Raw genomic sequence first — 23,776 nt, forward strand, 5'->3', positions numbered from 1 at the left:
CGGTCTGGCTAGTAGGATGGCACGCGCCGGCGGCGCGGCCAACAGCGCGTGATCGTGTCATTCGTATTGGAGCGCCTCGTCCATGTCCCCGAAGAGGATCACGGTGTTCTCGTCGATCATCACCATCCGGCCGTAATGGGTGGCGGTGGAAATCTCGAAGATGTGCGGTGTCATCTCGCGGCCGAGCGCCTCGCTGATCTCGGCCATGTCGAAGACGATCTTACCCTCGCCGTCCACACGGATCATCGCCGGCAGGTAGGTGACCTTGACTCCTGGACGCTGTTCCATGATCTCTGCGATGCAGCGTGCCTCGACGCTGTCGTTCATCGTCACCCCGCATTGATGCGAGATGGTGCGTTCCTGGGTGATGTCCTTGAGCGGCGTGAAGAGCTGCTGCTCGGTGGTAACGGCCATGGTGTCGGTTCCTTTCGTGGCGCGATTATTCGACGGGCTCGGCGACCTGCAGCTCCGGCATCGGAATTTGCGTCGAGAAGACGCCGATCTCCGACACGATCGCCTGCAGGCGGTTGATCGCCGACGCATAAGATTCGGCGAACTGCGCGGATTTCACCCGCGGCTGTAACCAGATGGGTTGCAGATCGAGCGCCGCCTGGGTCGCGATCGGCGAATATTTGTCGAACCAATCGTGCAGCAGGCGCCGATTGTCCTCACCATGCGCGGGATCGCGCACGAGGGTCGCAAACAGCTCAACCGTATTGGCAAGGTTGCGCTCGTAATCCGCTTCCGCCGCTGAGATGACGACGGGCGACGAATAGTCGCTCTGTGTCGCCGCGACCTGCATGACGAAACCAGAGCGGAACAACTCGCCTACCAGTGGCTCGAATAGCACGTTGACGATGAAATACTGCTCCAGGAAATCCTCGGCGCCGCGTGCAGATTCCACGAGTTCGCGAGCCTTCTGCCAGATCGAGTTCTCCAGCCAATTTCGCTTGCCGGCGTCGACGTCGAAGCCTTCGATGTCGAGCGCGATCTCGGCGAGATAGAGCGTTAGATCCTGCGCCAGCCGCAGCTTGTAGGACGAGTTGGTCAGGATCGCGTTGTTGACCATTTGGGTATAGCCGTAGCGCTGCGCGCGCATCAGCGCGGTGCCCAGGCCATATTCGGCATGCTTGAAGGCACCCAGATGATCTTGCAGTATTTTCACCCACGCCTTGTCGAAGCGCCTCGGTGCGCCGGCGCGCCGCGCGTTGTCGATTACGTTCTTGATCATGCCGCAGATGGTCGACTGGCGTTGATAGTGCGTCCGTTCCCATTCCTGGTCGGGCGCGCGATAGAGGTGCCAGTCGCTGCTCTTCAGCGCGGTCCACTCCTTCGAGTATGTCGGCGTGCCGTCCCCGAAGGAAATGATCCAATTCTGGAGGAGGTAGCGTTCGGGGTCCGGCTGGACGTCAACGGTGACGTCCTCGTAATGCGTCGCCCGACGCCCCTTCGGCTCGAAATAATTATAGGCTCGGCTATCCGATCCCGGAAAGGTCTTGGCGCCCGCCGCTGCGGACCTCTGCTCCTGCTCCATCGCTCGTCCAGACATCGTCTTCTCCCTCTCTCTCTTGGGCATTCGGCCTCATGCTTGGGTGGCTTGCGTGAACTTGTCGAAATACATCCTGGCCGGGTCGATATCGGCCATTTGCAGGATCGGCAGTGCGGCATCGATCATCGGCGGTGGACCGCAGCTATAGGCGTCCGCTTCCTCGGTATTCTCCATGTCGAGCAGGTGGCGGCGCAGCACGTCGTGGATGAATCCGGTTTCGCCGTTCCACTCCGAATCCGCTTCGACATGTGACAAGGCGGGAATGAACTTGAAGTCGGGCATCCGCGCTTCAAGGTCGGCGAAGATGTCGAGCGCGAACAGATCCTGCGTTGTCCGGGCGCCGTAGAAGAAGCGAACCGGGCGCGTCTCGCCGCTTGCCGCCTGGTCGAGCAGGATCGACAGCAACGGTGCCATGCCCGATCCGCTGCCGACCAGGATCATCGGCCCGTCGCGCTGCTCGCGACGGAAGCAAGAGCCATAAGGCCCCTTCACCGTGATCGGATCACCGATCTTCGCCTCGCCGATCGCGGTCGAGAAGGCACCGCCGGGATAACGCTTGATGATGAACGCCAGGCGATCGGGCTCACTCGGTGGATTGCCCATCGAATAGGAGCGCGTGATCTCCGCGCCATGGAGCGTCAGGTCCGCAAACTGTCCGGCCCAGAACTTCATCGGTTCGTCTAGGTCGATCGCGATGCGAACGATGTCGTGCGTCAGCGGCTCGACGCTCGCCAGCTTTCCGTTGAACGCCTTGACTGCGATCGAGCGCGACAGCAGGTCCTCGTCATAGTTGAGCAGCTCGACCTCGACGTCGCTATAGACGAGCGTCCGGCACAGCAGGACCTGACCGCTTTCCTTCTCCGGGTCGGAGAGCGCGAAGGTCGAATATTTGAGCATCTCGACATCTCCTTCGTTGAGGATGCATTTGCACGCGGAGCACTGCCCTTCCTTGCAGCCGTGCGGCAGGGTGACGCCCTGGCGGAAGGCTGCGTCGAGGACGGTCTCACCTTCCTCCACTTCCATCTCGACCCCGACCGGCTCGAGGCGCACCTTGTGCACCGCCGGCCTGCGCTGAGGCATTTCCTGTCCCATGACCATTCTCCGTGAGGCAGTCGCAGCGGATGCCGGGGGAGGCGGCGACACCACCTCCCCGGCCGCCGGTGGGGGGTCAGATCCGGCGGATCTTGAAACCCTTGCGATAGTCCTCGACATGTTTGGCCCGCGCCTCGGGCTTCAGTTCGCGCAGCGCGAGCAGCGGGCTGCGGATGGTGTGGCCTCGGACATGGTCAAGCGTCCACATGTCCTTCTCCTCGAACGACACGTGCGGCTGAGCGATCAGCGTCTTGCCGTCAGGACGCACGAAGCCCATGTCAACGATGGCGTCGGCGACATCCCAGCCGTCATAGACCTCTTCCCACTGGCGGCGGCCCGAGAAGCGGCCCATCGCCGGGGTCGGACGGCCCTGATATTCGGCGGCGAACGCTTCCTTGTGGGTCCAACGGTCGACCTCGCTGGCATAGGTGAACAGCTCGCCGTCCACCTCGTCGACGCAGAAGTCCTCGCGGACGACGCATGGCACCAGGCTCGACCAGCAGCGATGCGGATAAACGTAGCCGGTGTCGGCGAAGGTGATGATCTCGCTGCCGGGTTTGGAGAGTTTCTCGTAATTCTCCCACCAGGCGCCGAACTCGTCGTACCAGCCCGGATACTTGGCCTCGAACCATTCGAAGTCGCGCTCGGTCTGCGCCTCGATCCGCCAGAAATTCGCCCACCAGCCGGCCGAGATGGCCTGCGCGACCTTGTGGACATAGCCCTTCTTGACGATCGAATCGAACGCCTCATGGACGTCGTCGTGGTGGATCTTGATGCCGTATTGTTCGAGCGGCAGCATATAAGTGCGATAATAGTCCTCGAAGATCCAGCGGTGCCACAGCTCCGCGTAGCTCTCCTTATTCTTGTCGCGATTCTTGGTGCCATATTCGATGATCGTACCGATCATCGCGTCAACGAACATGTGGTTCTGCCAGAAGGAATAACGAATATCGCGTTCCAACAGCAGATGATTATCTGGCTCCTTCAGGACCGACATCAGCATCGAATGGCCGTTGCCGATATGGCGGCTTTCGTCGCTTTGGACCGAGAGGAACACGGTCGGCAACGCGTAGTCGCCGTTGCGTGCGGCCTCCGACGGCATCGCCACAAATAGCGTGTTGGTGAACGCCGTCTCGGCGGCGACTTGGAGATAGATATTCGATGCGGTGATCGCATCACCGGTCAGGAAGGCCTCGCCAAACTGCCGCCCGATCGTCGTCGCAGCGCATTTGCCGAACGCCTTCTCAGTGATGTCGAACCCGGCCGGATCGATATAATTCTCCATGTACCACTTCTTGAGGTTCATCTGGATGGTCGAGTGCCGGAACTCGTCCACCATCTGCATCGTGAAGCCGGTGCGCAGATGATCGCCGGGGGCGAGCTGCCCGAGCGGCGCCATTGCTCGGGCGGCCGAGATCTCGGGGAAGGGGATGATCGCCAGGAACAGCTTCATCCATTCAATCCAGCGCGGCTCGACGTTGCGGAACATGTCGCCGCGCAAGGCTGCGTCGAGCGCGCCATAGACGCGATTGTCCTTCTCTTCCTGCATGGGGAAATAGGAACGCAGCACCTGCTTCATCGGGTCGCGCGGCGACTTGCTGATCTTGTAGTCGGTCGGGAACGCCATCGCGTCCTGCACATAGGACGGCGTCCAGCCCAGGTCGGCGATGAGGCGCGTCGCCTCCCCGATACTGATGCCCTTCTGGCTTGTGATCTTGTTGAGTGTGAGTGCCTCAGTCATCGCTCATCTCCTTTCCCTGGCGCGGCGGGGCTTTTTGCGGTTTGGCTGTGACGACATGGCCCGATCATCAGGCACGGCCACCGCTTGAGTCCGCTCAGCAACATACGTGCCAAGGGGAGAAGTGTTGGATTTCTTGGAATAGGCGGAGCGGGGTGCGTCATCAATGCGACACGGCGCGCAACACTATTGTCCCGTCGGTCCGGAAGCTGAGCGCGGTCTACGGTCAGGCGCAGAAATGAGTAGTGGAGGGTGGATGGTTCCAGATGAAGGCGTTCACCGCTCGCCAATGCTTCTGCGCCAGAGAGCGCTCCACGCCGCCGGGACCGGAATAGCCGCTGCGGTAACGCGCAGCCATCTCGCCATTTGTTGCTGATCGACGGATCTGAAACTTCCGGGCTCGACGGCAATACCCATTGCCATATCGCGTCGTTCACCTGGTCTCGCGGGGGCGCATGAGGTATATCAAAGCGGTGCGTGGCGTTGAGTCTCGCTGCGATAAATGTGCCTGAGACCCCAGCCCGACGCTCAAATTCGGCGTTAGACGGAACCTTTCAGCGGATTTCACCACAACGATTGTGTCAAGTTGCGCCGTACGCTTAGCAGTTTCAACGGCGGACCTCCTACATGGAAAGTCAGCATCTGAGCGAGTTGGGGATTGCAGCTTATCGAGTTGACATCCTGCGGTTGGCCGGCGGAGCCGACTAACCGAAATAGTTCCTTGAACTCCGCCAATGCGGAACAATCTAAGGATGGGAGCTCCTGGATCCGATGGCGCCGAAGTTGCCCGAGCGAACAAAGCGGCTCGGAAAAGGGCCGGACGCAGGTCAGGGTGTACTCAGGCAATTCGCGTGGGAGATCAGATCTATCAATGTGTGTCTGGACGACCTTCGCTGCTTCCAGGCGAATGCGCTCGGTATCACTGGACCGCAAATGATGATTTTGATGGCTCTGACCGACTTGGAACGCGATGAAGGCGTTCCGGTCAATGTCGTTGCAAAATTGATGAAGATCGGCTCGTCCTTCATCACGAAACATTCGAAGGAGCTTGAGACCAAACGATTCCTGCGGCGCACTCCAGGCGCGAAGGATGCCCGTTTCGTACATTTGTCTCTAACAGAGAATGCTCGCAAACGTCTTGCGAGCATCGCGGCCCAGCAGGAAGAGCTCGATCAGTTTGTTTTTGACTATCTTGGTATTCAGGAATTCGCGAGATTGGCTGGCTGCCTTAGGGGAGTTAGGCATAGGTTAGAAAAAGCTCGCCTGCACGCCGAACTAAAATCTTGAGATGAACTGAGTCATCAGGATGGCGATCTCGCTTCCTGAAGCGATTCCCGTCTTCAGCGTCGTTGGAGAGGGAAGCATTGCGGAGGAGGATTCGATCGCGGAGCGCGTCGGCCTGTATCCGCTCGACCACTTTCGCGCATTCCAGTCACTCGGTGACGTCGGCGCGAGCGAAGAGGACATCGCCGCACGGATTTCGTCGCGCCCGCAATTGTCAAGCAGCGTCTGCGCCTTGCCCTCGCGGCGCGAACATCTCATTTGAACTGCGATTTGCTTTCCTTGAGCAATCGCGCGTCGCGCGATCCGAAATCCAGAACCTGGCCCGCCTTACTGAGTAACGACAGACTGGATGGAGGTGTTTTGGATGCTTGAGGCGCAAGGATATATCGCAATTTCGGCCATCTACTTGGTCGTCGCCTGGGTTCACTGGCGGTTTTCAAACAAAGCTGACGTTGCGACCGGCCAATCGACGGCGAACGAGTCGAATGAGCAAGGAGCCAGAGAATGAACAAGGAGACCCTGATCATCTGCGCGAGTTACGCTGCCATCGCGCTGATCTACTTCGCGATGGCGATTGCTCATGCGCTGGGCATCTAGAAGAAGCCGGCGAGTGAGAGTGCACTCGCCGGCTTGATTGCTAGCTCTCAGGGCTGGATTTTTTCGGTATTGGTTGGCGTTGGCGAGCACCGAACACTGCTCATATAACCGAGTTTCTCGAGGTCGATGGACGAGTTAACATCGCGATTCAATCGTGACATCTCGATGACCTTCGATGTGGATGGCATTGCATGAGCCAAAGACAATGTCGGATCCTTCATTCCAGAGGCTTGAGTCTCTTGGGGTGCCGGAAGGGAGAACATGACATGTCCTTCCCGATTGGCAAAGGAAGCCCGCGCTGACTTGATCTGTAGGGCCATTTCGGAAATCTCATCTTGCCTGTTCTTGAGCTCTGCTGTGACTTCCTTTTGCTGCCTCACAACCGAGGCGACGACAGCCGCGAGCGATTCCGGGCGCGCAGCCTGAAGGGACTGATTGATCAAGTGCATTTCGGCAACTTCAGATCGCAACTCGAGCGAGAATTCGATCATCGTCATCGTGCTTACAACCAGAGCGACGCCAGCTATTCCAAACCCTAGACGCAAGCACCATCGGGTCGTGAATATGCGTGCAACGGAGTTTGCAGCAGCGCCGAACCGCCCGCGTGGGTGAAGCTCTTCCCGAGGCTTCAGACCGCCCTGAGACTTTCCCGTCAGCTCGCGCAATGCCGGCGGCATTTCGGGGCGCAGTCCCGCTGCTCGCAGTTCCTCTCGAATGACGGCGGCCGGATAATCAAGAACATCCGTATGATCTTCCGGCGGGTTTGCGTCGAGGCGAGCCAAGATCGTTTCGATCAGCGGTTTATCCATGTTTACTCCTCCAATTCAGCGATCTTGGTGCCAGACGGCGGCTTACGCTTGAGGCGCAAGTCGTTCCGTTCAAGCGCCAGAATGATGCGGCGCAAATTCTTCTTGAGCGCGTCCACTTTTTGAGGAGAAACACTCATGGCCTCGGCGATTTCACGCGAGGTTCTCAGTCCTGCGAGCATATGCATCGCCACTTGGTTGGCCCCTGGGTCCTGTTGTTCGATGAGTTGCGAAAGACCCGCAATCGACAGCGCGTCGTCTTGAGTGGGACGCGCGGGGAAGCGGATCACCGCTTCATCATCGAAATCGAACAACCTTGCGCCTGGTGATCTCATCTGATCGCTGCGAATGCTTCGCATGATGCCGACGAGATAGACGAAGAGTTCGTATTTTTTTAAATCAACCGTCCTGGTTGTGAAGCTCCGCGTAATGGCTTCTTGCGCAAGTTGTTCGGCTTCGTGCCGCCTGTTCGCTCGGCCGACACTCATCCGATAGGCGACAGCGAGGACTCTTGGATAGAGGTCGTCCCAATCGATGTCGTCCACCCAGTCCGGTCGTTTTTGCATCCTTCACCGCCTTGATCGAGGCATTCTAATGCTCGCCGCCGATCGGGTTGGCGAACAGCTGAATCTCATTGGGGTAGGCGAGCCTGCGGCAGGTTTTCATCCCACTCGATCAAATAAATTCAACAACATAAAATCTTTGCAAAAACAGCGGCCTGTTCTTTTGGCATGAGACTTCCGGCGCAACGGGCCGGCGATCTGCAAGCTCGGCTTCAAGGTGTTCAGCTATGGGCACTTCGCGAAGGGCCCGTCAAGGAGACGCTCGGGACGATCAATCAGCCGATCGTCATCGGCGTGTTGCCGTCCAGCCGGGCGACATCGTCAGCGCGGATGATGACGGCGTGATGGTCGTGCCGACGGCGACCAGCCGCGGTCGTGAAAATCGCAGCCGCATGTGACGGGAAGCAAGCGGGAGTCATGAAGGCACTCCTGGACGGCGATAGTCTCGAGCTTTCCGGGATGACGGGTGCTTTCCGCCAACAATTGCACTCGGGACTGACGCCGGGCGCCGCTTTTCGCGCCGGCGGGCACCGGCAAGCGAGAATTGGCGGTGATGAAGGCGATCACACGGTTTCCTCCAGTGGCAAGAGCATCGCGCACATCCTGCATCACCTGATCGGCTTCGGTTCGCAAAATTCGCCGGCCACGTCATCCTGTTGGACGGCGAGCGTGCTGTCGAAAGCGAGCGAGACGGAAAGCCGTCCCCGCTCTCCTACTGAGCGGGGGCAGGAACTGTCTGGATCAGATCATCCAGCAGACCAGGTTCACTGCGGAAGACCAAACTTGATGCATGGGATCGGAGGCATCGAAGGGCGCTTCAATTCCATGAGTTGCGGTCTTGGAAAATGCAGGCCGCTACGGGCGCAGCCGGAAGATCGACCGAGCGCCAGGGCCTGGTAACCTGGCCGATTGCCCAAGGGTGAATGGCGCTTCGGGTCTTCTCACCAGCCCCGGGGTCCAAGGCCGAGCTCGTTTCCATCAGCCTTCCCGGGGGCCACCAGGGAACAGAGGACCTTGGCTCTCCCGGCCAGCAAAAGACTCGTTTACGATTCATTCGTGATCCGGAAGATACGGAAACATATCAGATTGACGAGACCGTGATGATCTGTATACATATCATTTAGCTCGTTAATGATCTGAAAACGTATCATGTCCTCTACATCGGATCCGCTCCTGAAGGACCTTGGCCTGCGCTTTCGCAAGGCGCGCTTGGCCGCTCGCTTGTCGCAGCAGCAAATCGCCCAGCGGGCCAATATCAGCAGGCCTCGCTATCGGGACATCGAAACGGGGGCTGCCGCCGCCCGTGCAACCACGCTTGTCAACGTCGCACGCGCACTTGGCATGGAGATGATGCTGATCCCCCAGGCGATGGTGCCCGCTGTTCAGTCGATGCTCCAGCCTGCGGATAGTGATGATGATCGTCCTGCGTTCACGTCGGATGTCGAAGACGAGGAAGGATCATGAGCGCGACACCCCACGCCGCGGAGCGTATCCAGTCGCTCGATATCTCGTTGAACAATCTTCCGGTCGGCACCCTCGTCCGGACGCCCGGCGACTACAACGCGTTCAACCTCTTGCCTTCTTATCGGAGCTTGAACAACCCGCCGATCTTCAGCCTGTCGCTTCGATCGATCGATGGCGGCCTTCGCAGGGACCCGAAACCGATCCGCGGCGCACTTCCACCGTTCTTTGCAAACCTTTTGCCCGAAGAGAAGCTGCGCGAGGCGATGGAAAAACACCACGCGGCGTCAGTCAGGCCGGGCAACGATTTCGATCTGCTCACAGCTCTGGGAACCAATCTGCCCGGCGCGGTGCGCGCGCTGCCAAGTGACGGCATCCCCGTTCCCATTGGTCCGGAAGCGGAGGGCAACAAGAAGGCGCGCTTTTCGCTCGCCGGCGTGCAGATGAAACTGTCGGTCATGAAAAACACGGGAAAGGAAGGCGGGATCACGCTCGCCGTGGACGATGAACAAGGGCAGTACATCGCGAAATTTCCCTCCCTCACGCACATCGGCCTATCGGAGAACGAATTCGCAATCCTCGCCCTTGCGGAAGCGCTGGGGATGGACGTGCCCGCCCGTGAACTCGTCGACAGATCAGAGTTTGCCGGCATCCCGGAAGAATTCAACACCATGTCCACGGGCAAGGTCCTGCTTGTCCGCCGTTTCGACCGCGAGACTAGCGGGGCGCGCGTGCACATGGAGGATTTCGCGCAAGTGTTTGGCCGATATCCGTCCGAGAAATACACCGGCGCAGCCTATCACAACATCGCGGCAGCGCTGAACAGCGGCGTCTCCTTCGATGCAGCCATCGAATTTGTGCGACGCCTCGCCCTCACAGCGCTCACCGGCAACGGTGACATGCACCTCAAGAATTGGTCGCTGCTGTATCCCGGAGATGGCCGGACACCAACATTGTCGCCTATCTATGACGTGCTTTCAACGATTCCCTACATCCCAAAGGACGGCATGGCGCTCAGCCTTGCCGGCGAAAAGTCGTTCAAGGCGCTGACCCAGGAGCGCTGGCGCAATTTTGCAAACCGCAGCCGTCTTCCGGAAGGGGCCGTGGTGACAGCAGTCGCTGAGACTGCGGCGGTTGCGCGCGACAAGTGGTTGGCTCTTCCGGAACGCGATGTAGTGCCTGCGCAGGTCCTCGAGCGGATCGATGCGCATGTCGATGAAATGGCAGCCATCCTCGACCTTTAAGGCAGGTCTTGGAAGCGCACATCCCCCGATCCTGCCATCGCATAAGGGATGTTGCCGAATGCACTCGCTCACAAATTTTCCGGCCAGGCTTCCGGGCGTCATGCAAATCAAGAGGCGACGGTCCGTTCTCGAAGGCGATCTTCCTTCTGCGGCTGAAGGCGAAGACATTCGCCCGCGCATCAGCTCTTGCCCGACCTCGTCATCGAGGTCAGCCCGGATGCGGCTGCGACAATCCTCGTCGCAACGAAGCGAGAAATTGCCGCGTGGATCGACAGGGAGCCGCGCATCCGATTGACGGCGATAAGAACACCGCGATGCGACCAGCGAGCCGGGTGGAGACCGGCACTCGCGGCGTTCCCTGCGGCGCAAGCCGGCCGGTCCAGTTCGGAACGGCCGTATGCAGAAACCCGCCGAGCATCGCTGCGAGGTACCCGAACTGCATTTCTTCGAAGGGTCTCCAGCAAATACGCCAGCCACAGTGGGATCACCGCGCCGGCATAGATTAACCCCAGCAGGAAGAACGCGGAAGCTGTAGGCCGTCGCGGGACCTTGGTCGTTGTGAAGGCGCGGGACCGACATACGGGGCTTCCCCTACTTGGAGTGGGGGCTTGACGGCTTCCATTTTCTCGAACAGCGTCGCAAACATCTGCTTTGGCCTTGCCGGCCTGCGGCACCGCCTTGGCTGGCTTGATGTTGGTCGGCGTGCCGACCACGATCATCGCCACGTGACTATGGCGTAATGCGGCAGCCACTTCACGCCATAGGCGCCGGCCTGATCGGATTTCACACTCATGTCTTCGCCATTCTTGCCGACGAAGGAAGCCGCGCCGTCCGGCAGCATGCCCTGATGCTTGCGGCATTGTGTCCCCTGTCGGCGGCAACGAATTTGACGGTGTCGCCGGGTTCGATTTTCACCGGCGCCGGCTCGAACACCATGAGGCCGCCATCTGAATCTTTGTTCAGCATCTTGACCTCGATTTCGGCCGCAGCAGCGAAGCTCGTCACGGTCAGCATCGCTGCGGCATCCAGAAGCAGCGCATTGTGCATTGTGATCTCCTGTCGTCTCGCGTTGACGGAGTTCGACGATATCCAGGATGTCAAAGTGACCGAGGAGCACGGATGGAGGGGTAACGCGAGTCCTTGCCGGGAAAAACTCGCGCCGCCCCTTGAAACCTTTTCCGGGCTTCTTAATCTTTTCGGCGTCGCGACCGCGGCGATCGGGATGCTCTCGGGGCCCGCGAATGAGTCGGGCGCCGGACGGTGTCCAAAGCCTGCTCGTACCCATCTTGCTCCAGGGAGGATTTGGCGATGAGGTATGATTGGACTCCCCTCGGGAGATCCGCCATCGGCTTCGACCGTCTTTTCGACGTTCTCGACGAGGTGCAGCGGACTGCCGAGGAGAGCTATCCCCCTTACAACATCGAACGTCTCGACGAGAACCGTTTCCAGATCTCGGTGGCGCTGGCCGGATTCACGCCGGACGCGGTCGCGCTGACGGTCGAGCAGAACGTCCTGACCCTCGAGGGCCACAAGAGCGAGAAGGAAGAGAAACCTACCTGCATCGCGGCATCTCGGCGCGCAATGTCAAGCGCCAGTTCACGCTCGCCGAGCATGTCGAGGTCAAGGGCGCCCGCTTCGAGAACGGTCTGCTCATCGTCGACCTGCAGCGGGAGATCGCCGAGGCGACGAAGCCGCGCCGCATCGCGATCGACGGCATCGCTGCGAGCAACGTCACACAGATCGGATCCCGGTTCGCCTGATCGGTCCCGAAATCTGAAAAATCCGAAATTGCCGCCGCGAGGACCTGCGCGGCGGATGCTGCAACTCGTCCTGGATCAGGAGGCGACCATGCGGCCGACGACCGCGCCTGACGACAACATTGTCGATTTCAACTCTTTCCTTCATCCCGGCGCCCGTTCGAGCACCCGCGGGGTGTAGTCTCACGCCCAGGCCTCAGCTTTTCCGGGAAGCGCGCCATCCTGGCCTCATGGGCGTCGGATGCGACCGCGATCGCGTCGTGCCCGCCGCTCAGGGCTCCCGAAGGGCTCAAGGCGCCGGTGACCATCGACGAGATCCTGGAAGCGCTCTGCGTGCTGGATGGCGGCCCGCGGCAATTGCATGCCGGCGTCGCTATCACTGTCCCGCGTTTGGGCGCCTTCTTCCATGACCGCTCGAAGCTGCCGTCCGATCCTCGCTAGCAAGACGCCGCCGGTGACATCCATCGGCATCGCGCAGGATAATGATCGACCCACATCGCCGGCGCCCTGATCAGACATTCCCGCCCGCCGAAGCCAGGCGGCTCGGACTTCCACGACACCTCCAAGGGTGCGAGCTGGCTCAACATGATTGAGATCGAGATCGAACATCTTGCGGGGAAAATGCCTCTATCGCTGGATCGATGATCTAACCGATTGCGCCGCGCGATCACCGCTTGAGAACGGCCGAGGGATGCCGGGATGCTCCCGCATCAAATGGATGTTCGCTACTGACAAGGCCCGCGCCAAAATCGGTCGAAGCCGATCCCAGACCCTTCCAAAGAGTCATGATCGCTATGCAGAGGCACGCGTGCGGTCGGAGGCGGGTAGCGGCGCCTCCAAGCCGCTTATGTCCGAAAGCAAACGCACGGCTTGTCCGAAGCTCGCCAAGCTATCGCCAACGCGACATTGGGCGCGACAAGCCAGAGGCCATGAAGGCCGGTTTGGCACTGGCCTCAATCCTGCAATCGCGAAGGCTGCGTGTGTAAAGCGGCGTCACAGCATCAGCAACGCAACGATTTTGGACTGCGGTCAGACCCTCTGCCCGTCGCAGGGTGAGCTTCGACGCATTTCCATCTCGGTGTGTCGCTGATGCATGCGCTGCGGCGACATGCGTGAAACAGATGTCGTACCCGGTCCACCGAAGGACGGGTGCAAATTTCTGTGCGTGATCAGCCTTCGTTCGATGATGACGCACATTATGGGGTGATGATGCGATTTGAAGTTCTTACCTGGGGTGCCGCAACAGCTGCGCTCGTTGCGAGCGGAGCGGTCAATTCAACAGATCTTAGGCCGACAGCAAAAGTCCCGCCGAGACCGTGGAGCTGGAGCGGAGGATATATCGGCGGACACGTCGCCGGGGGCTACGGCCGGACGTCGTTCAGTGATCCCTATGGCCCGTCAATCTACGGGGACGTCGTTGACACGCCTGCATTCCTGGCTGGCGGACAGCTTGGCTACAACTGGCAGAGTGACCGCTGGGTGTTCGGCGTCGAACTGGAGGCGAGCCGTACTGTCTCGGACGGCACAAACACCTGTCTTGCCTTCTCCAGCGTTGCTGTGATCGCAACCTGCAACGCGGGTCCAAGCGTCCTTGCCACGGCAACCGGTCGTGTGGGTTACGCTTTCGGCCCGCACGGCCACACGCTGGCCTACGTCAAAGGCGGCGCCGCTTGGCAAAACAATCGCGGTGCGATCGCCAATCACAACGAATTCCGGGACGGGAACTTTGCCGGCTTCCCGCGGCATACGACGCAGTTCGATGACGGTCGCTTCGGCGGGACTGTCGGCGTCGGCATCGAGCAGCAGCTCACACCCGCCTGGTCCGTCAAATTTGAGTACGACTATATGGGGTTTGCCGGCCCTCGTGTGGCGACCCCTCCAACCGTGCAGCGTCCGCCCCTTGCGATCATTCCTGCCAGCACCAGCAGCCTATCCAGCGATTATCACGTTGGTAAAGTGGGCTTGAATTATCACTTTGGCGTCGATCCGAGGGCGGAATGGGCCGATGCGCCGCTGCACCCCGCAACAGCGACCGCCGAAGCCAAGCCTGTTCTATCGACAGGCGACTGGTCGCTCGAAGGCGGCTCACGGGTCTGGCTCAGCCGGGGAGCTTTCCAGTGGGACTACACAATTCCGCCCCGGTTTCCAGGAGATGAGAGCGTTCCCAGTTCCAGGCTCACCTATCAGGGGCTCGACGGCGTGTCCGGCGAGTTGTTCGGACGCCTTGACAGCCCCTTTGGGATATTCCTGAAGGGCAATATCGGCCTCGGACGCTTCAACAAAGGAAAGATGAACGACGAGGATTCGAGCATCTTGAACCGTGCCTATTCCAACACGTTATCAGGTCAGGCGAACGGACGGTTCGTGTACTACACGGCGGACGCCGGCTACGATTTTCTGCGCGGCAGCACCTACAAGCTGGGCGCATTTATCGGATGGACCTCCTACGGCCAGAAGTCTGATTCGATAGGTTGCGTGCGGATCGCCTCGTCCTCGCCGGCCCGGGCATGCGCGGGGCAGCGGCAGATCATCGGCAGTCAAGACACCAATTGGAATGCGCCGCGCATCGGCCTCAGCGCCGAGGCTTTGGTGCTTGAACGCTGGCGCGTGAGCGCCGACGTAGCTTACCTGCCATGGACCGATTTCACTGGTCGCGACAACCATCTCCTCCGCCCAGCGACAACTTTCTACGATCAGCGCGGAGACGGTGGTGGAGGCCTTCAGGTGGAAGGGGTGCTTTCCTACTTTCTCACCAAGAATGTCAGCATCGGAGTTGGTGGCCGATATTGGTCAATGTGGACCAGGAAGGACAGCGATGTGACCTACAACGCCAATTTAGAGAATACCCGCGTCCAAGGGCCTGCTCTTGCGAAATACCGCATGGAACGATGGGGCACGTTCATCCAGGCCTCCTACAAATTTGACTGACAAGCCAGGTGGCTCTGCACGGTGTTTTGACCGGTTGCGTGCGGCGGCGGTCAGATGTCGTGCGCGACAAGTGATCGCCCTTCCAGAACGCGATGTCGTTCTACGGGACCCTGATAATTGCGCGAAGGCGCGCGACCGACATACGGGAGCTCTCCTACTTGGAGGGAGTCTTGGCGGCTTCCAGTTTCTCGAACAGCGTCGCAAACATCTGCTTGGCTTTGCCGACCTGCGGCACCGCCTTGGCCTGCTCGATGTTGGTCGGCGTGCCGACCACGATCATCGCCACCATGCCCAAGGCGTAATGCGGCACGCACTTCACGCCATAGACGCCCGCCTGATCGAATTTCACGCTCATGTCTTCGCCATTCTTGCCGACGAAGGGAGCCGCGCCGTCCGGCAGCATGCCCTTGATGCTCGCGGCATTGTGTCCCTTGTCGGAGGCAACGAATTTTACGGTGTCGCCGGGCGCGATTTTCACAAGCGCCGGCTCGAACACCATTACGCTGCCGTCAGAACCCTTGTTCAGCATCTTGATCTCGATTTCGGCCGCGGCAGCGAAGCTCGTCATCGTCAGCATCACTGCGGCGGCCAGAAGTAGCGCCTTGTGCATTGCAATTTCCTGTCGTCGCGAGTTGACGGGCCACTAACTAGAGCCGGAAGGCCGGTCGAGATTTGAGCTGACGCAATCTTTCCGAAGAATCTCCCTTTTGTGATCACTCTGGAGCTGCCGCGGAGAGAAAATGCCGGCAATCGACCGTTCGGTCGAGATCCCGCTGTTTACCTGACTTTCACCTGGAGAACTCGAAACTTCGCGTCAGGCGCGCTCCGTCCGCTATGAGAAGGACACCGCTGTCGTCGAGCGGGGCCCGATGCGAAGTTGTTTCTCGTGCTGTTGCACGGCCATTTGCGCGTTGACAACACGACGCCGTGCTGTCCGTCGGTAGCGCGGCAACGGCTGGCGGCGAAATTTGCGGTGCTTGCGGTGAATGCGCTACAGACCGTCGGCCGCCGGCTGCAGGACACCCAGACGCGGGTGCTGGAAATGTCGCGCCAGCCGGTCGAGCAGCGGGTTTCGCATGCTGTTACGCCTTTCCGAGCAGGTCGGCGGCAAGACCGACCCGGGGATCGATATCCTGCATCCGGTCAGCCAAATCCTCGGTGTATGGCGCAACGGGAGTTGGTTGAAGGCGGTCGCCAGTGGATCGTTCTGCGCAACCTCATGAGTCGTTCGGGCTTGCCGAGGCCAGCCGAGGCGGTTTCGGCCAACCTCAACGTAATTTGCGCGGGCTCGCGCAGCCGTTCCAGAAATTTCTCGAGATCGATCCTGTGTTCGCGGTAGGCCTCGTCGACCGCGTGGAAGGTCGCGATCAGGCCGCCGGCGAAATGCATGTTGAAATCGAGGGAGATTCGGATGCTCGAAGGCGAACGCTGTATGATTGTGTCGACAATCAGCTCGATGGTCGGGAACGCGATCTCTATCATGGTGCCGGTCTGCGCGTCTGGCGTTGCCGCCTGTTGTGTTAATGCAAGCAGCACGGCGATGACCGCTTCGCCGGATTGACGGACAACGGCTGCGCGTCGTTCTTGACCTGCGTCAATGCCCCGGCGGCAAGCGTTGCTAGTGTGCACTCTTTGTAGAAGTCTCGCCAAGGCGCTGGATGCGCGACCGTTGCATGCTCCTCAGGCGGGCGAGGGTACCCTGCGAGATGGAAGCAATGGACGAGCGAGCAATGTGGGAGGGGATTTCGACGGCCCCGTACGAGCGAGCGCTCGAGCTCGCTGTGATCGAAGGCAATCGCGTGCATCCGCTGATCTTCGCCTGCCGTCGCACTCCGAGCGGCTGGGTCAATGATACGACCCGTGAGCGGGTTGTCGTCCATCCGACGCACTGGCGTCCATGGCCTTCGAAAGACTAGTTTGCTCCAGCTCCCCTCTTGCCGAAGAGACGGCCAGTCGTGCTATGAGGCGATCACCGTCCCAGTCTCGCAAAGGCGCGTTCGTTTCTGCATCGGGCTACTGAATGACAGCACAAGGCCGATTTTGGCTTCGCTACGGGGCGGCGGCCGCTGCCGTCGCTGCCATATTTTGCGTGCGCCTTGCCTTGCATCATTATTTCGAGGATCGGACCTTCACCGTGATCTATGTTCCGGTCGTGGTCTTTGCGGCATTTGCTGGCGGCCGCGGGCCTGCAATCTTCGCCACTCTGTTGTGTCTTGCGAGCGCCAGCTACTTCCTGGGACCGAGCCTTTACAGCAACCCGGCGAACCTGATCGATGTCTCGTTCTTCGCAGTCATGGGGCTCATCCTCGGCGTGATGGGCGACCGGCTGTTGCGGGAGACGGAAGACGCCCGATATCGGCAGGCGCAGCTCCAGTCGATCCTGGATACCGTCCCGGAAGCCATGGTTCTGATCGATGAGCGGGGCATCATGCGATCCTTCAGCGTCACAGCCGAGCACCTCTTCGGCTGGTCGGCCGCGGAGGCGATCGGAAAGAATGTCTCGATCCTCATGCCCGCGCCGTACCGGCAGGAGCACGATAGCTATCTCGATCGCTACCGCTCTACGGGCGAGCGTCGCATCATCGGGATCGGGCGGATCGTGGTCGGCGAGCGCAAGGATGGCTCGACGTTTCCGATGGAGCTCGCAGTGGGCGAGGCCAAGGCCGGCGCCGAGCGATACTTTACCGGCTTTGTCCGCGACCTGACCGAACGGAGAACCCAGGAGCGCCGGATGCAGGAATTGCAGTCCGAGCTGGTGCACGTGTCGCGGCTGACCGCCATGGGCGAGATGGCGTCCTCGCTCGCGCACGAACTCAATCAGCCATTGTCCGCGATCACAAGTTATCTGCGCGGTGCCGCGACCTTGCTGAAGGCAGGTGAGGTCGACAAGGAGCGCGTGCGCGAGGCCATGGACCGCAGCGCCGACCAGGCGTTGCGCGCCGGCGACATCATCAAGCGCCTGCGGGAGTTCGTCGCCAAAGGCGAGACCGAGCACACCATCGAGAACCCGGCGACGCTGCTCGAGGAGGCGGCGGCGCTGGCCCTAGTCGGCGCCAGGGAACAGGGGGTGCGCGTTTCGCTGCGCTGTGACCACAATCTTCCCGATATCGTCGTCGACAAGGTGCAGATTCAGCAAGTCGCGCTCAACCTCATCAGGAACGGCATCGAGGCGATGGAAACGAGTAGCCGGCGCGAGCTGACCATCGGTGTCATCCGCCAGAACAGGTTCGCATTCTTCTCCGTCACTGATACCGGCGTGGGCATCGCGCCGGAGATCGACGAGAAGCTGTTTCAACCCTTCGTCACCAGCAAGGCAAACGGCATGGGTGTCGGTCTTTCAATCTGCCGAACCATCATCGAAGCACATGGCGGCCGCGTCGCGGCGCGCCCCAATGACGGCGGCGGCACAATTTTTGAGTTTACGCTGCCCTTCGCCGAAACGGAGGCGGGCGATGAACGATAAGACGGTCATTCACGTCATCGACGATGACGCTGCGATGCGGGATTCGCTGGCGTTCCTGCTCGACGTCAATGGATACAAGTCGCAGGTCTACGAGACGGCCGACGCTTTTCTGGCTGGCGCCTGCGCCGGGACGTTGAGCTGCGTCGTCTCCGACATTCGCATGCCGGGCATAAGCGGCATCGAGCTGGTGAGGAAGCTGAAACGCCAAGGAACATCCAGCGCGGTCATCCTGATCACGGGTCACGGCGACGTCGCGCTCGCCGTGGAGGCGATGAAGGCGGGTGCCGCGGATTTCATCGAAAAGCCGTTCGACGATGCCGCGCTGCTGGGGGCAATCCGCTCTGCCCTGGAGGCGCGGCCCGCGGCAGGAAGCGAGAGCTCGGCGAAGAAGGAGGCTGAAGCGCGGCTTGCCGATCTGTCACCGCGCGAGCGGGATGTCCTGCAGGGGCTTGTGGCAGGCAAAATCAATAAGGTCATTGCGCATGACCTCAGCATCAGTCCGCGCACCGTTGAGGTCTATCGTGCCAACCTCATGGCGAAGACGGGGGCGCGCAGCATGTCCGAACTGATGCGTCTCGCGCTCGCTGCGGGTCTGTGAGGGCTGGGCAACCACGCAATAGCTTCACAGAGATGCCGCTGAGTGCGCCCTGATCCGGGACCTTGCGACCGACAAGGCCAAGCGATCTGTTTGATCGGCTAGCGAGCCATCTGACGGGTCTTGCGGAACACGTTGAGATGGCGATGCTCGAACGGAACAACGGAACGGAAAAGTAGGGCCGTCTCAGTTGGCGGCCTCCGCCAGTGACACAGCGACATCATTCCGCTTTTCCATCAGCTGCAGCACGCGCTGCAATCTCCTCGGACCCTCATGATGTGGTGCAACATGATCTCGTCGATGGCCGTACCCATCATGTCACGTCGTGCGGCAGGATGCCGCTTGACTGGGAACAAAGCCTTCAATGCATCGGCTTTCGAGACGATCCCGCCTAGTGGCTCTGCACAGTGATTTTGACAGGTTGGGTCCGGCGGTCAGATTAGCTCCGGCAGGAGTTCCGGATCAATGAGGACCTCGATGCTGCGAGGCGTCCTTGGCTGCCGTCTGATGAGGCCGACGCGTTCCAGCGTCAGCACCATCTGGTGAACCGAAGGCGGGCTGACGCGGAAATATTCCTGCATGTCGGTCTCGGCCGGGGACCTGCGATGCAGCCGGGTATAGAGGTGGATAAAAGCCAGATACTGCCCCTGCGTGGGCGTGAAGGGTTTTGACGAAGGACTCAAGCCGGCCATCCGATTCAGTTGTTCGTGCGTGCCTCGAACGAGGTCGGCACGCCATGAATGTACGCTATCGGGTCGAACTCAGCCAAATCGAGCGCACCGAACTGAGGGCGCTGCTCAGCGGCGGCAAGCAGGCGTCCCGCAACCTCAAGCGAGCGCAGATTTTGCTGGCCGCCGATGCCGGGACCAGCGACGAGGAGGTCGCAAGGAGCGTTGGCGTAAGCGGCTCGACCGGATATCGGACCAAGCGACGCTTCGTGGAAGGCAATCTGGAGCGGGCGCTGAGCGAAGAGCCGTGCCCCGGAGCGAAGCGCAAACTCACCGGCAAGGAAGAAGCCTTGCTGGTGGCGACCGCCTGTGCCAGTCCCCCAAAGGGCCGTGCGCGCTGGACGCTCAAGCTGCTGGCAGGCGCGAAGGTCAAACTCACCGACAGTGACGGATCCAGGACAGGGGATGTGGGAAAGTTCACGACCCGATCGTGAACTGACGGAACCGTTGAGACTGACGCTGCGATTTGAACGCGTCATGATCCGATCGCGTCGCCAGGCCGGCTGATGAGAATTCTCGGACCCCGATTGTTGAGAGAGTTGTGCTGCGGACGTAAAAGGTGATTTTCGCCCCTGCAGAGCTTCTTCATGAGCCGCTGCGCCGCGCGCGAATCTCGTCGGCGCTTGATCACGACGTCGAGAACGAGGCCATTCTGGTCGACAGCGCGCCAGAACCAATGTTGTTCGCCGGAATCGAGATAAGGACTTCGTCGAGATGTCTTTTGTGGCTGCGAGCGGAGCTAGCGAATCCAATCGGAGTGGATAACGCAAGTACGTTAGATGCCCGACAATATCGGACGAGTGAAATAGCAGTATTAGGGCTAGCATATTGACAGAGAACGATTTCTCCTTCGGCACGGTACGTGCTTAGCCTCCTCTATAAAGGCGCATTAACTGAGGAGAAGTCGTCCGATTCCTACGGAGAAAACGCCGCCGGGGCATGAGCTCACGACAACCCGACGATGTGCCAAGTGCCAGCGGTGGAGGCCGGGCGCTCCGAAACCCCGGCCATCTCCGTACCCAGCCTCCTCCTCAACCCTAGCCGGGAGCAAAATAGATGAGGCAACCCATCACACTCGGGAGCATCGATATGTGCGGCAATACGCAGTGTCGCTTTGATCGTCGCGCCGCACGTGGAGGGCATCAGCTCGGATGGACGGCGGCCGGCACGTCCGAATGGGGACCTGGCGATTTTGATAGGTTGTGTCGCCGAGCGTCACATGTGAGAGTTCACACTGACGGGGTCGGCCACAACATCAGCCATTGCTTCCGCAGAACGTGTCCGGACGACATGCGCACTAGCGTCTCAAATCCTTGTTAAAGGGAGTATCACATGACTAACGCCAAAGCGCTCCTTCAGGAGCGGTCCCGGCCCATGCCAGCGGACCTTCCACTTCCGGCAGTGGCACCTCCGACTATTAAGTGGCCCAAGGGCTCTCTCCCGAATGACAGCGCTTATGCCGGCTATCTCACCTGAGTCTATCGGATTATGCCTACTTGGCGCCGCCCCTCAGACGAGGGGCGGACGAGTTATAAAACAATGCTCAAGGCCTGCCTGAGGATACGCGACCTTGAACTCTTTGATCCTGTGGCCAATGGCTCTTCAATATCAATTGGCGACAGCTATATTCACCCTTTCCATCATCAGAGTCTCGAGAGCTTTCTCCTCAAGACGTCTGAACAATGGTTCGTCGTCACGCGAGAGCGCCTGCGATCGGAAGCTCACTTGAGCGCCCCGATTGCTGTCGCCGCTAACGTCTCTGCCGATCACTTTCGCCAGTGCTATCAGGAGAGCCTGAATTGGCCTCTCGACTTCATTATCGTCGAGGCGGCCCGCAGCGGCGGCCGGCTCCGTGTGCGAGCTGGCCAATTGGGGAGCCTGCCGATCTATTTCACCGTTGAGGAACGCATTCGCTCGGTGACGCTTTCCTGGGACTTTGCTGATTTCTTGCGTGAATCGCGCGCGCTTGACACCGAAGTGATCGCGCATCATCTGGCGATGAGAACGTTCTACTCTGCACGGCAAGCCTGCCTCGGCGTTAACCTACTAACAGTTGGCGCGAGCTTATACGTCGACACGTCGGACACACTGTTTGATTGCGGCCCAAGACGATCACTACCTGATGCGCACGCTGGGTTAACGACCACCGATGCGATTCGTGAGTTTCATCAATTGCTGCATGAGGTTGTCGTTTCTCGACCAACCAACTGTGGTGCAAGTGCGGTGGAATTGAGCGGAGGAATGGATTCCGCTTCCGTCGCGATCGCTGTCGGCGAGGGCGTCGGATCGTTAACATGTGGGGGCATACTACTGGGTGATGAGAGTAGCCCCAACCAGACTGATAGACGAAATAGTATTGTGGCCGCACTGAATTGCCGCGACTACGCGATCGAAATGAACGCCCACATGCCGGCGATTGATCTGAATCTCGACTTAATCCACCATCTGCCACTTGTTTCGGAATATTACCTTGAGGCGTTCGACGCACTTTGGGGTAGGTTTCGTGACGCGGGTTGCGAGATAATCTGGTCCGGTATAGGAGGAGATGAGCTCTTCTTTCGCTACTCTGGCGAGGATGGTGAAGCAAGGTCTCCGTCGTCACGTTGCTTCGATATCGCCGTTGGACATGCGGAAGCCTTGCTAACGAGACGCGGCCTTGATGCCGCGCGTTCGTCTTTCCTATTTAGCGCGCCTCCTGGCGTCATCGCGTCAACGACTCTTATAGGGAAACTGTGTCATGCTCGACCTCTCGCGATGCGAGGACTTTGGCCAGTGACCCCGCTAGGCGATCCGCGATTGATCAACTTTTCAGCGATCCTACCGCTCGAACTTCGAGCAAACAAGCAGATGCTCCGTCTTTGCATGCGTGTCCGTAACGGCCTTGAGATGTTTCCGCGAGACTATAAGAAGGAGAGTTTCGAGCTTGTATTGCCAAGGGCGATTTCCGCGCGGGCGGACTCACTTGCATGCCAGCTAAAGTCTTGCGCATTGGCGGACTTAGGCTTGGTTTCGCCAGATTCGGTTATGACGCTTCTGAACAAAGTAATAGCAACGCGCGAATTTTCTGCGACGAGTGCCTTGGTGCGTTTTCTGTGGGCGGAGCGTTTCGCCCGGCAACTTGGTTGATGGTGTCCGTCCGACGCAGCGGCTGAATTCTGAGGCTTAATCGTCCAAAAGAATATCTAAGAATATCAATGACATGGAGCGTGGAGTCATACTCCTCGTAGGTGCCAAGCATAATTTGGCGGAGTGCCAAATTGTGCACGGGATCGATGACCGAGGGCGATTCGTAAGTTGGTGAAATGGACCCAGCAAACAGTACTTCTTCGTCCCGCTCGTCACGTCGGAACGTTCGGTCCGCGCACCATTTGACAAGTTGCGTGCGGCGGGCCGCAAGCCGCTGTTCGGCTAGACCGCCTGCAGGCGTTCGATCACTTCATGAGCGAATGGCGACTGCATCGTCTTGTACACCTCGACGAACTTGCGTCGGTGCGCCAGACAAAAAGCCAGCTGGATCGCGCCGCCATGATTGCGCGCCAGCGCCTTGTAGGCGGCATAGCCGTCGACCTGCAGAATGCCGGAAAAGCCGTCAATTGCACGGCAATCTTGTCGGTGCCGCGGCCGTCGGCGAACACATAGGCGACCGCCGGCGGCGACGGGCCGCCCCGTGGGCGATCATCGATCGCATGCGCCCAGAACTGGCAGATGCGGGTGCGATGTCGCCCAGGATCAAGCACCGGGCATCGGCGTCTCGTCGCAGAACAGCCGCGGCGAGGCCTGGATCGTCTTGAGTTGCAACTGATAGAGGCTCTCGAGCCACCATGCGGCACGCTTCACCCAGCCGGCGAGCGTCGCGCGGTCGAGATGAATGCCCTGGCCGGCCAGCATCTGCACCTGCCGATACAGCGGCAGATACCAGGCGAACTTCGACACCACCACGTGGGTCACCAGCGCCGTCGAGGCCATGCCGC

Annotated in this window: 21 protein-coding genes and 5 pseudogenes; 12 read left to right on the top strand and 14 right to left on the bottom strand. The window is 59.9% G+C overall.

Features of this window, described 5'->3' with window-relative positions; genetic code table 11:
* Positions 1 to 57: 57 nt before the first annotated feature.
* From RAD15_RS08855 to RAD15_RS08870, 4 genes are all read right to left on the bottom strand, one after another.
* A complete protein-coding gene (locus RAD15_RS08855; RefSeq protein ID WP_270163388.1) occupies positions 58 to 414 on the bottom strand; it encodes an MmoB/DmpM family protein in 357 nt (118 codons plus the stop codon).
* 25 nt (positions 415 to 439) lie between these two features.
* Entirely contained in the window at positions 440 to 1,549 is a 1,110-nt protein-coding gene (locus RAD15_RS08860; RefSeq protein ID WP_458176450.1) for an aromatic/alkene monooxygenase hydroxylase subunit beta, read from the bottom strand.
* A gap of 33 nt (positions 1,550 to 1,582) precedes the next feature.
* On the bottom strand, positions 1,583 to 2,641 hold the full coding sequence (locus tag RAD15_RS08865; protein ID WP_458176452.1) for a 2Fe-2S iron-sulfur cluster-binding protein: 1,059 nt from the start codon (positions 2,639 to 2,641) through the stop codon (positions 1,583 to 1,585).
* Between the two features lie 76 nt (positions 2,642 to 2,717).
* A complete protein-coding gene (locus RAD15_RS08870) occupies positions 2,718 to 4,382 on the bottom strand; it encodes a methane monooxygenase (RefSeq protein ID WP_458176454.1) in 1,665 nt (554 codons plus the stop codon).
* Positions 4,383 to 5,150: 768 nt separating this feature from the next.
* On the opposite strand from RAD15_RS08870, the gene RAD15_RS08875 reads away from it, so the two are divergent.
* Together RAD15_RS08875 and RAD15_RS08880 are read left to right on the top strand one after the other, a co-directional pair.
* Positions 5,151 to 5,666, top strand: a complete 516-nt coding sequence (locus RAD15_RS08875) for a MarR family winged helix-turn-helix transcriptional regulator (protein ID WP_375848157.1) — start codon at positions 5,151 to 5,153, stop codon at positions 5,664 to 5,666.
* Between the two features lie 19 nt (positions 5,667 to 5,685).
* Positions 5,686 to 5,925: a hypothetical protein gene (locus tag RAD15_RS08880; protein ID WP_458176456.1), complete on the top strand. Its 240-nt coding sequence runs from the start codon at positions 5,686 to 5,688 to the stop codon at positions 5,923 to 5,925.
* A 382-nt stretch (positions 5,926 to 6,307) separates the two neighbouring features.
* On the opposite strand, the gene RAD15_RS08885 is transcribed toward RAD15_RS08880, so the two are convergent.
* From RAD15_RS08885 to RAD15_RS08895, 3 genes are all read right to left on the bottom strand, one after another.
* On the bottom strand, positions 6,308 to 7,069 hold the full coding sequence (locus RAD15_RS08885; protein WP_458176458.1) for a hypothetical protein: 762 nt from the start codon (positions 7,067 to 7,069) through the stop codon (positions 6,308 to 6,310).
* Between the two features lie 2 nt (positions 7,070 to 7,071).
* On the bottom strand, positions 7,072 to 7,632 hold the full coding sequence (locus RAD15_RS08890; protein WP_458176460.1) for an RNA polymerase sigma factor: 561 nt from the start codon (positions 7,630 to 7,632) through the stop codon (positions 7,072 to 7,074).
* 272 nt (positions 7,633 to 7,904) lie between these two features.
* Complete coding sequence (locus tag RAD15_RS08895; protein ID WP_458176462.1) at positions 7,905 to 8,048, bottom strand: hypothetical protein; 144 nt, start codon at positions 8,046 to 8,048, stop codon at positions 7,905 to 7,907.
* Between RAD15_RS08895 and RAD15_RS08900 the strand changes: the two genes are divergently transcribed.
* The 3 genes from RAD15_RS08900 to RAD15_RS08910 all read left to right on the top strand — a co-directional run bounded on the left by RAD15_RS08900 (position 8,047) and on the right by RAD15_RS08910 (position 10,334).
* Entirely contained in the window at positions 8,047 to 8,529 is a 483-nt protein-coding gene (locus RAD15_RS08900) for a hypothetical protein (protein WP_458176464.1), read from the top strand. The two genes, RAD15_RS08895 and RAD15_RS08900, sit on opposite strands and share 2 nt — an antisense overlap.
* Before the next feature lie 249 nt (positions 8,530 to 8,778).
* Complete coding sequence (locus RAD15_RS08905) at positions 8,779 to 9,093, top strand: helix-turn-helix domain-containing protein (RefSeq protein WP_375848163.1); 315 nt, start codon at positions 8,779 to 8,781, stop codon at positions 9,091 to 9,093.
* Positions 9,090 to 10,334: a type II toxin-antitoxin system HipA family toxin gene (locus RAD15_RS08910; protein ID WP_375848164.1), complete on the top strand. Its 1,245-nt coding sequence runs from the start codon at positions 9,090 to 9,092 to the stop codon at positions 10,332 to 10,334. The genes RAD15_RS08905 and RAD15_RS08910 overlap by 4 nt, the downstream gene beginning before the upstream one ends.
* 179 nt (positions 10,335 to 10,513) lie before the next feature.
* On the opposite strand, the gene RAD15_RS08915 is transcribed toward RAD15_RS08910, so the two are convergent.
* Together RAD15_RS08915 and RAD15_RS08920 are read right to left on the bottom strand one after the other, a co-directional pair.
* Positions 10,514 to 11,059 (bottom strand): hypothetical protein, encoded by a 546-nt coding sequence (locus RAD15_RS08915; protein WP_458176466.1) that lies wholly within the window; start codon positions 11,057 to 11,059, stop codon positions 10,514 to 10,516.
* A 64-nt stretch (positions 11,060 to 11,123) separates the two neighbouring features.
* Complete coding sequence (locus tag RAD15_RS08920) at positions 11,124 to 11,381, bottom strand: plastocyanin/azurin family copper-binding protein (RefSeq protein ID WP_458176468.1); 258 nt, start codon at positions 11,379 to 11,381, stop codon at positions 11,124 to 11,126.
* 408 nt (positions 11,382 to 11,789) lie between these two features.
* On the opposite strand from RAD15_RS08920, the pseudogene RAD15_RS08925 reads away from it, so the two are divergent.
* The 3 genes and pseudogenes from RAD15_RS08925 (at position 11,790) to RAD15_RS08935 (ending at position 15,019) form a co-directional block, all read left to right on the top strand.
* Positions 11,790 to 12,094, top strand: a pseudogene (locus RAD15_RS08925) (Hsp20 family protein).
* A gap of 88 nt (positions 12,095 to 12,182) precedes the next feature.
* Positions 12,183 to 12,532 (top strand): annotated as a pseudogene (locus tag RAD15_RS08930) (hypothetical protein).
* 708 nt (positions 12,533 to 13,240) lie between these two features.
* The gene (locus tag RAD15_RS08935; protein ID WP_458176470.1) at positions 13,241 to 15,019 is read left to right on the top strand and encodes an outer membrane protein; all 1,779 of its coding nucleotides are present in this window, start codon (positions 13,241 to 13,243) and stop codon (positions 15,017 to 15,019) included.
* A 154-nt stretch (positions 15,020 to 15,173) separates the two neighbouring features.
* Here the strand turns inward: RAD15_RS08935 and RAD15_RS08940 are convergent, their stop codons facing one another.
* Both RAD15_RS08940 and RAD15_RS08945 read right to left on the bottom strand, forming a co-directional pair.
* Positions 15,174 to 15,629 (bottom strand): pseudoazurin, encoded by a 456-nt coding sequence (locus RAD15_RS08940; RefSeq protein WP_270163375.1) that lies wholly within the window; start codon positions 15,627 to 15,629, stop codon positions 15,174 to 15,176.
* A gap of 533 nt (positions 15,630 to 16,162) precedes the next feature.
* The gene (locus RAD15_RS08945; protein ID WP_458176473.1) at positions 16,163 to 16,555 is read right to left on the bottom strand and encodes a hypothetical protein; all 393 of its coding nucleotides are present in this window, start codon (positions 16,553 to 16,555) and stop codon (positions 16,163 to 16,165) included.
* 484 nt (positions 16,556 to 17,039) lie between these two features.
* Here RAD15_RS08945 and RAD15_RS08950 point away from each other — a divergent pair, with 484 nt between their 5' ends.
* A complete protein-coding gene (locus RAD15_RS08950) occupies positions 17,040 to 18,482 on the top strand; it encodes a PAS domain S-box protein (RefSeq protein ID WP_426409425.1) in 1,443 nt (480 codons plus the stop codon).
* Complete coding sequence (gene fixJ / locus RAD15_RS08955) at positions 18,472 to 19,080, top strand: response regulator FixJ (RefSeq protein ID WP_270172969.1); 609 nt, start codon at positions 18,472 to 18,474, stop codon at positions 19,078 to 19,080. Before RAD15_RS08950 ends, fixJ begins: the two co-directional genes overlap by 11 nt.
* 431 nt (positions 19,081 to 19,511) lie before the next feature.
* Here the strand turns inward: fixJ and RAD15_RS08960 are convergent, their stop codons facing one another.
* Complete coding sequence (locus RAD15_RS08960) at positions 19,512 to 19,769, bottom strand: LexA family protein (RefSeq protein WP_458176475.1); 258 nt, start codon at positions 19,767 to 19,769, stop codon at positions 19,512 to 19,514.
* Positions 19,770 to 19,813: 44 nt separating this feature from the next.
* Between RAD15_RS08960 and RAD15_RS08965 the strand changes: the two are divergent.
* A pseudogene (locus tag RAD15_RS08965) lies at positions 19,814 to 20,188 on the top strand (helix-turn-helix domain-containing protein); the annotation flags it as partial.
* Here RAD15_RS08965 and RAD15_RS08970 read toward each other — a convergent pair.
* Positions 20,189 to 20,537, bottom strand: a pseudogene (locus RAD15_RS08970) (DDE-type integrase/transposase/recombinase); the annotation flags it as partial.
* 807 nt (positions 20,538 to 21,344) lie between these two features.
* Between RAD15_RS08970 and RAD15_RS08975 the strand changes: the two are divergent.
* Entirely contained in the window at positions 21,345 to 22,931 is a 1,587-nt protein-coding gene (locus tag RAD15_RS08975) for a hypothetical protein (RefSeq protein WP_458176477.1), read from the top strand.
* 282 nt (positions 22,932 to 23,213) lie between these two features.
* Here RAD15_RS08975 and RAD15_RS08980 read toward each other — a convergent pair.
* A pseudogene (locus RAD15_RS08980) lies at positions 23,214 to 23,771 on the bottom strand (IS66 family transposase).
* Positions 23,772 to 23,776 lie beyond the last annotated feature (5 nt).

It is taken from the genome of Bradyrhizobium sp. 14AA, from assembly GCF_054185205.1.

What these genes read in the sequence shown, in the direction of transcription:
- RAD15_RS08885 (WP_458176458.1), bottom strand. Translation starts at nt 7,069, where the DNA reads ATGGATAAACCGCTGATCGAAACGATCTTGGCTCGCCTCGACGCAAAC.
- RAD15_RS08920 (WP_458176468.1), bottom strand. Translation starts at nt 11,381, where the DNA reads ATGCACAATGCGCTGCTTCTGGATGCCGCAGCGATGCTGACCGTGACG.
- RAD15_RS08870 (WP_458176454.1), bottom strand. Translation starts at nt 4,382, where the DNA reads ATGACTGAGGCACTCACACTCAACAAGATCACAAGCCAGAAGGGCATC.
- RAD15_RS08895 (WP_458176462.1), bottom strand. Translation starts at nt 8,048, where the DNA reads ATGACTCCCGCTTGCTTCCCGTCACATGCGGCTGCGATTTTCACGACC.
- RAD15_RS08860 (WP_458176450.1), bottom strand. Translation starts at nt 1,549, where the DNA reads ATGTCTGGACGAGCGATGGAGCAGGAGCAGAGGTCCGCAGCGGCGGGC.
- fixJ (WP_270172969.1), top strand. Translation starts at nt 18,472, where the DNA reads ATGAACGATAAGACGGTCATTCACGTCATCGACGATGACGCTGCGATG.
- RAD15_RS08875 (WP_375848157.1), top strand. Translation starts at nt 5,151, where the DNA reads ATGGCGCCGAAGTTGCCCGAGCGAACAAAGCGGCTCGGAAAAGGGCCG.
- RAD15_RS08880 (WP_458176456.1), top strand. Translation starts at nt 5,686, where the DNA reads ATGGCGATCTCGCTTCCTGAAGCGATTCCCGTCTTCAGCGTCGTTGGA.
- RAD15_RS08890 (WP_458176460.1), bottom strand. Translation starts at nt 7,632, where the DNA reads ATGCAAAAACGACCGGACTGGGTGGACGACATCGATTGGGACGACCTC.
- RAD15_RS08865 (WP_458176452.1), bottom strand. Translation starts at nt 2,641, where the DNA reads ATGGGACAGGAAATGCCTCAGCGCAGGCCGGCGGTGCACAAGGTGCGC.
- RAD15_RS08950 (WP_426409425.1), top strand. Translation starts at nt 17,040, where the DNA reads ATGACAGCACAAGGCCGATTTTGGCTTCGCTACGGGGCGGCGGCCGCT.
- RAD15_RS08905 (WP_375848163.1), top strand. Translation starts at nt 8,779, where the DNA reads ATGTCCTCTACATCGGATCCGCTCCTGAAGGACCTTGGCCTGCGCTTT.
- RAD15_RS08910 (WP_375848164.1), top strand. Translation starts at nt 9,090, where the DNA reads ATGAGCGCGACACCCCACGCCGCGGAGCGTATCCAGTCGCTCGATATC.
- RAD15_RS08960 (WP_458176475.1), bottom strand. Translation starts at nt 19,769, where the DNA reads ATGGCCGGCTTGAGTCCTTCGTCAAAACCCTTCACGCCCACGCAGGGG.
- RAD15_RS08940 (WP_270163375.1), bottom strand. Translation starts at nt 15,629, where the DNA reads ATGCACAAGGCGCTACTTCTGGCCGCCGCAGTGATGCTGACGATGACG.
- RAD15_RS08975 (WP_458176477.1), top strand. Translation starts at nt 21,345, where the DNA reads ATGCTCAAGGCCTGCCTGAGGATACGCGACCTTGAACTCTTTGATCCT.
- RAD15_RS08855 (WP_270163388.1), bottom strand. Translation starts at nt 414, where the DNA reads ATGGCCGTTACCACCGAGCAGCAGCTCTTCACGCCGCTCAAGGACATC.
- RAD15_RS08900 (WP_458176464.1), top strand. Translation starts at nt 8,047, where the DNA reads ATGAAGGCACTCCTGGACGGCGATAGTCTCGAGCTTTCCGGGATGACG.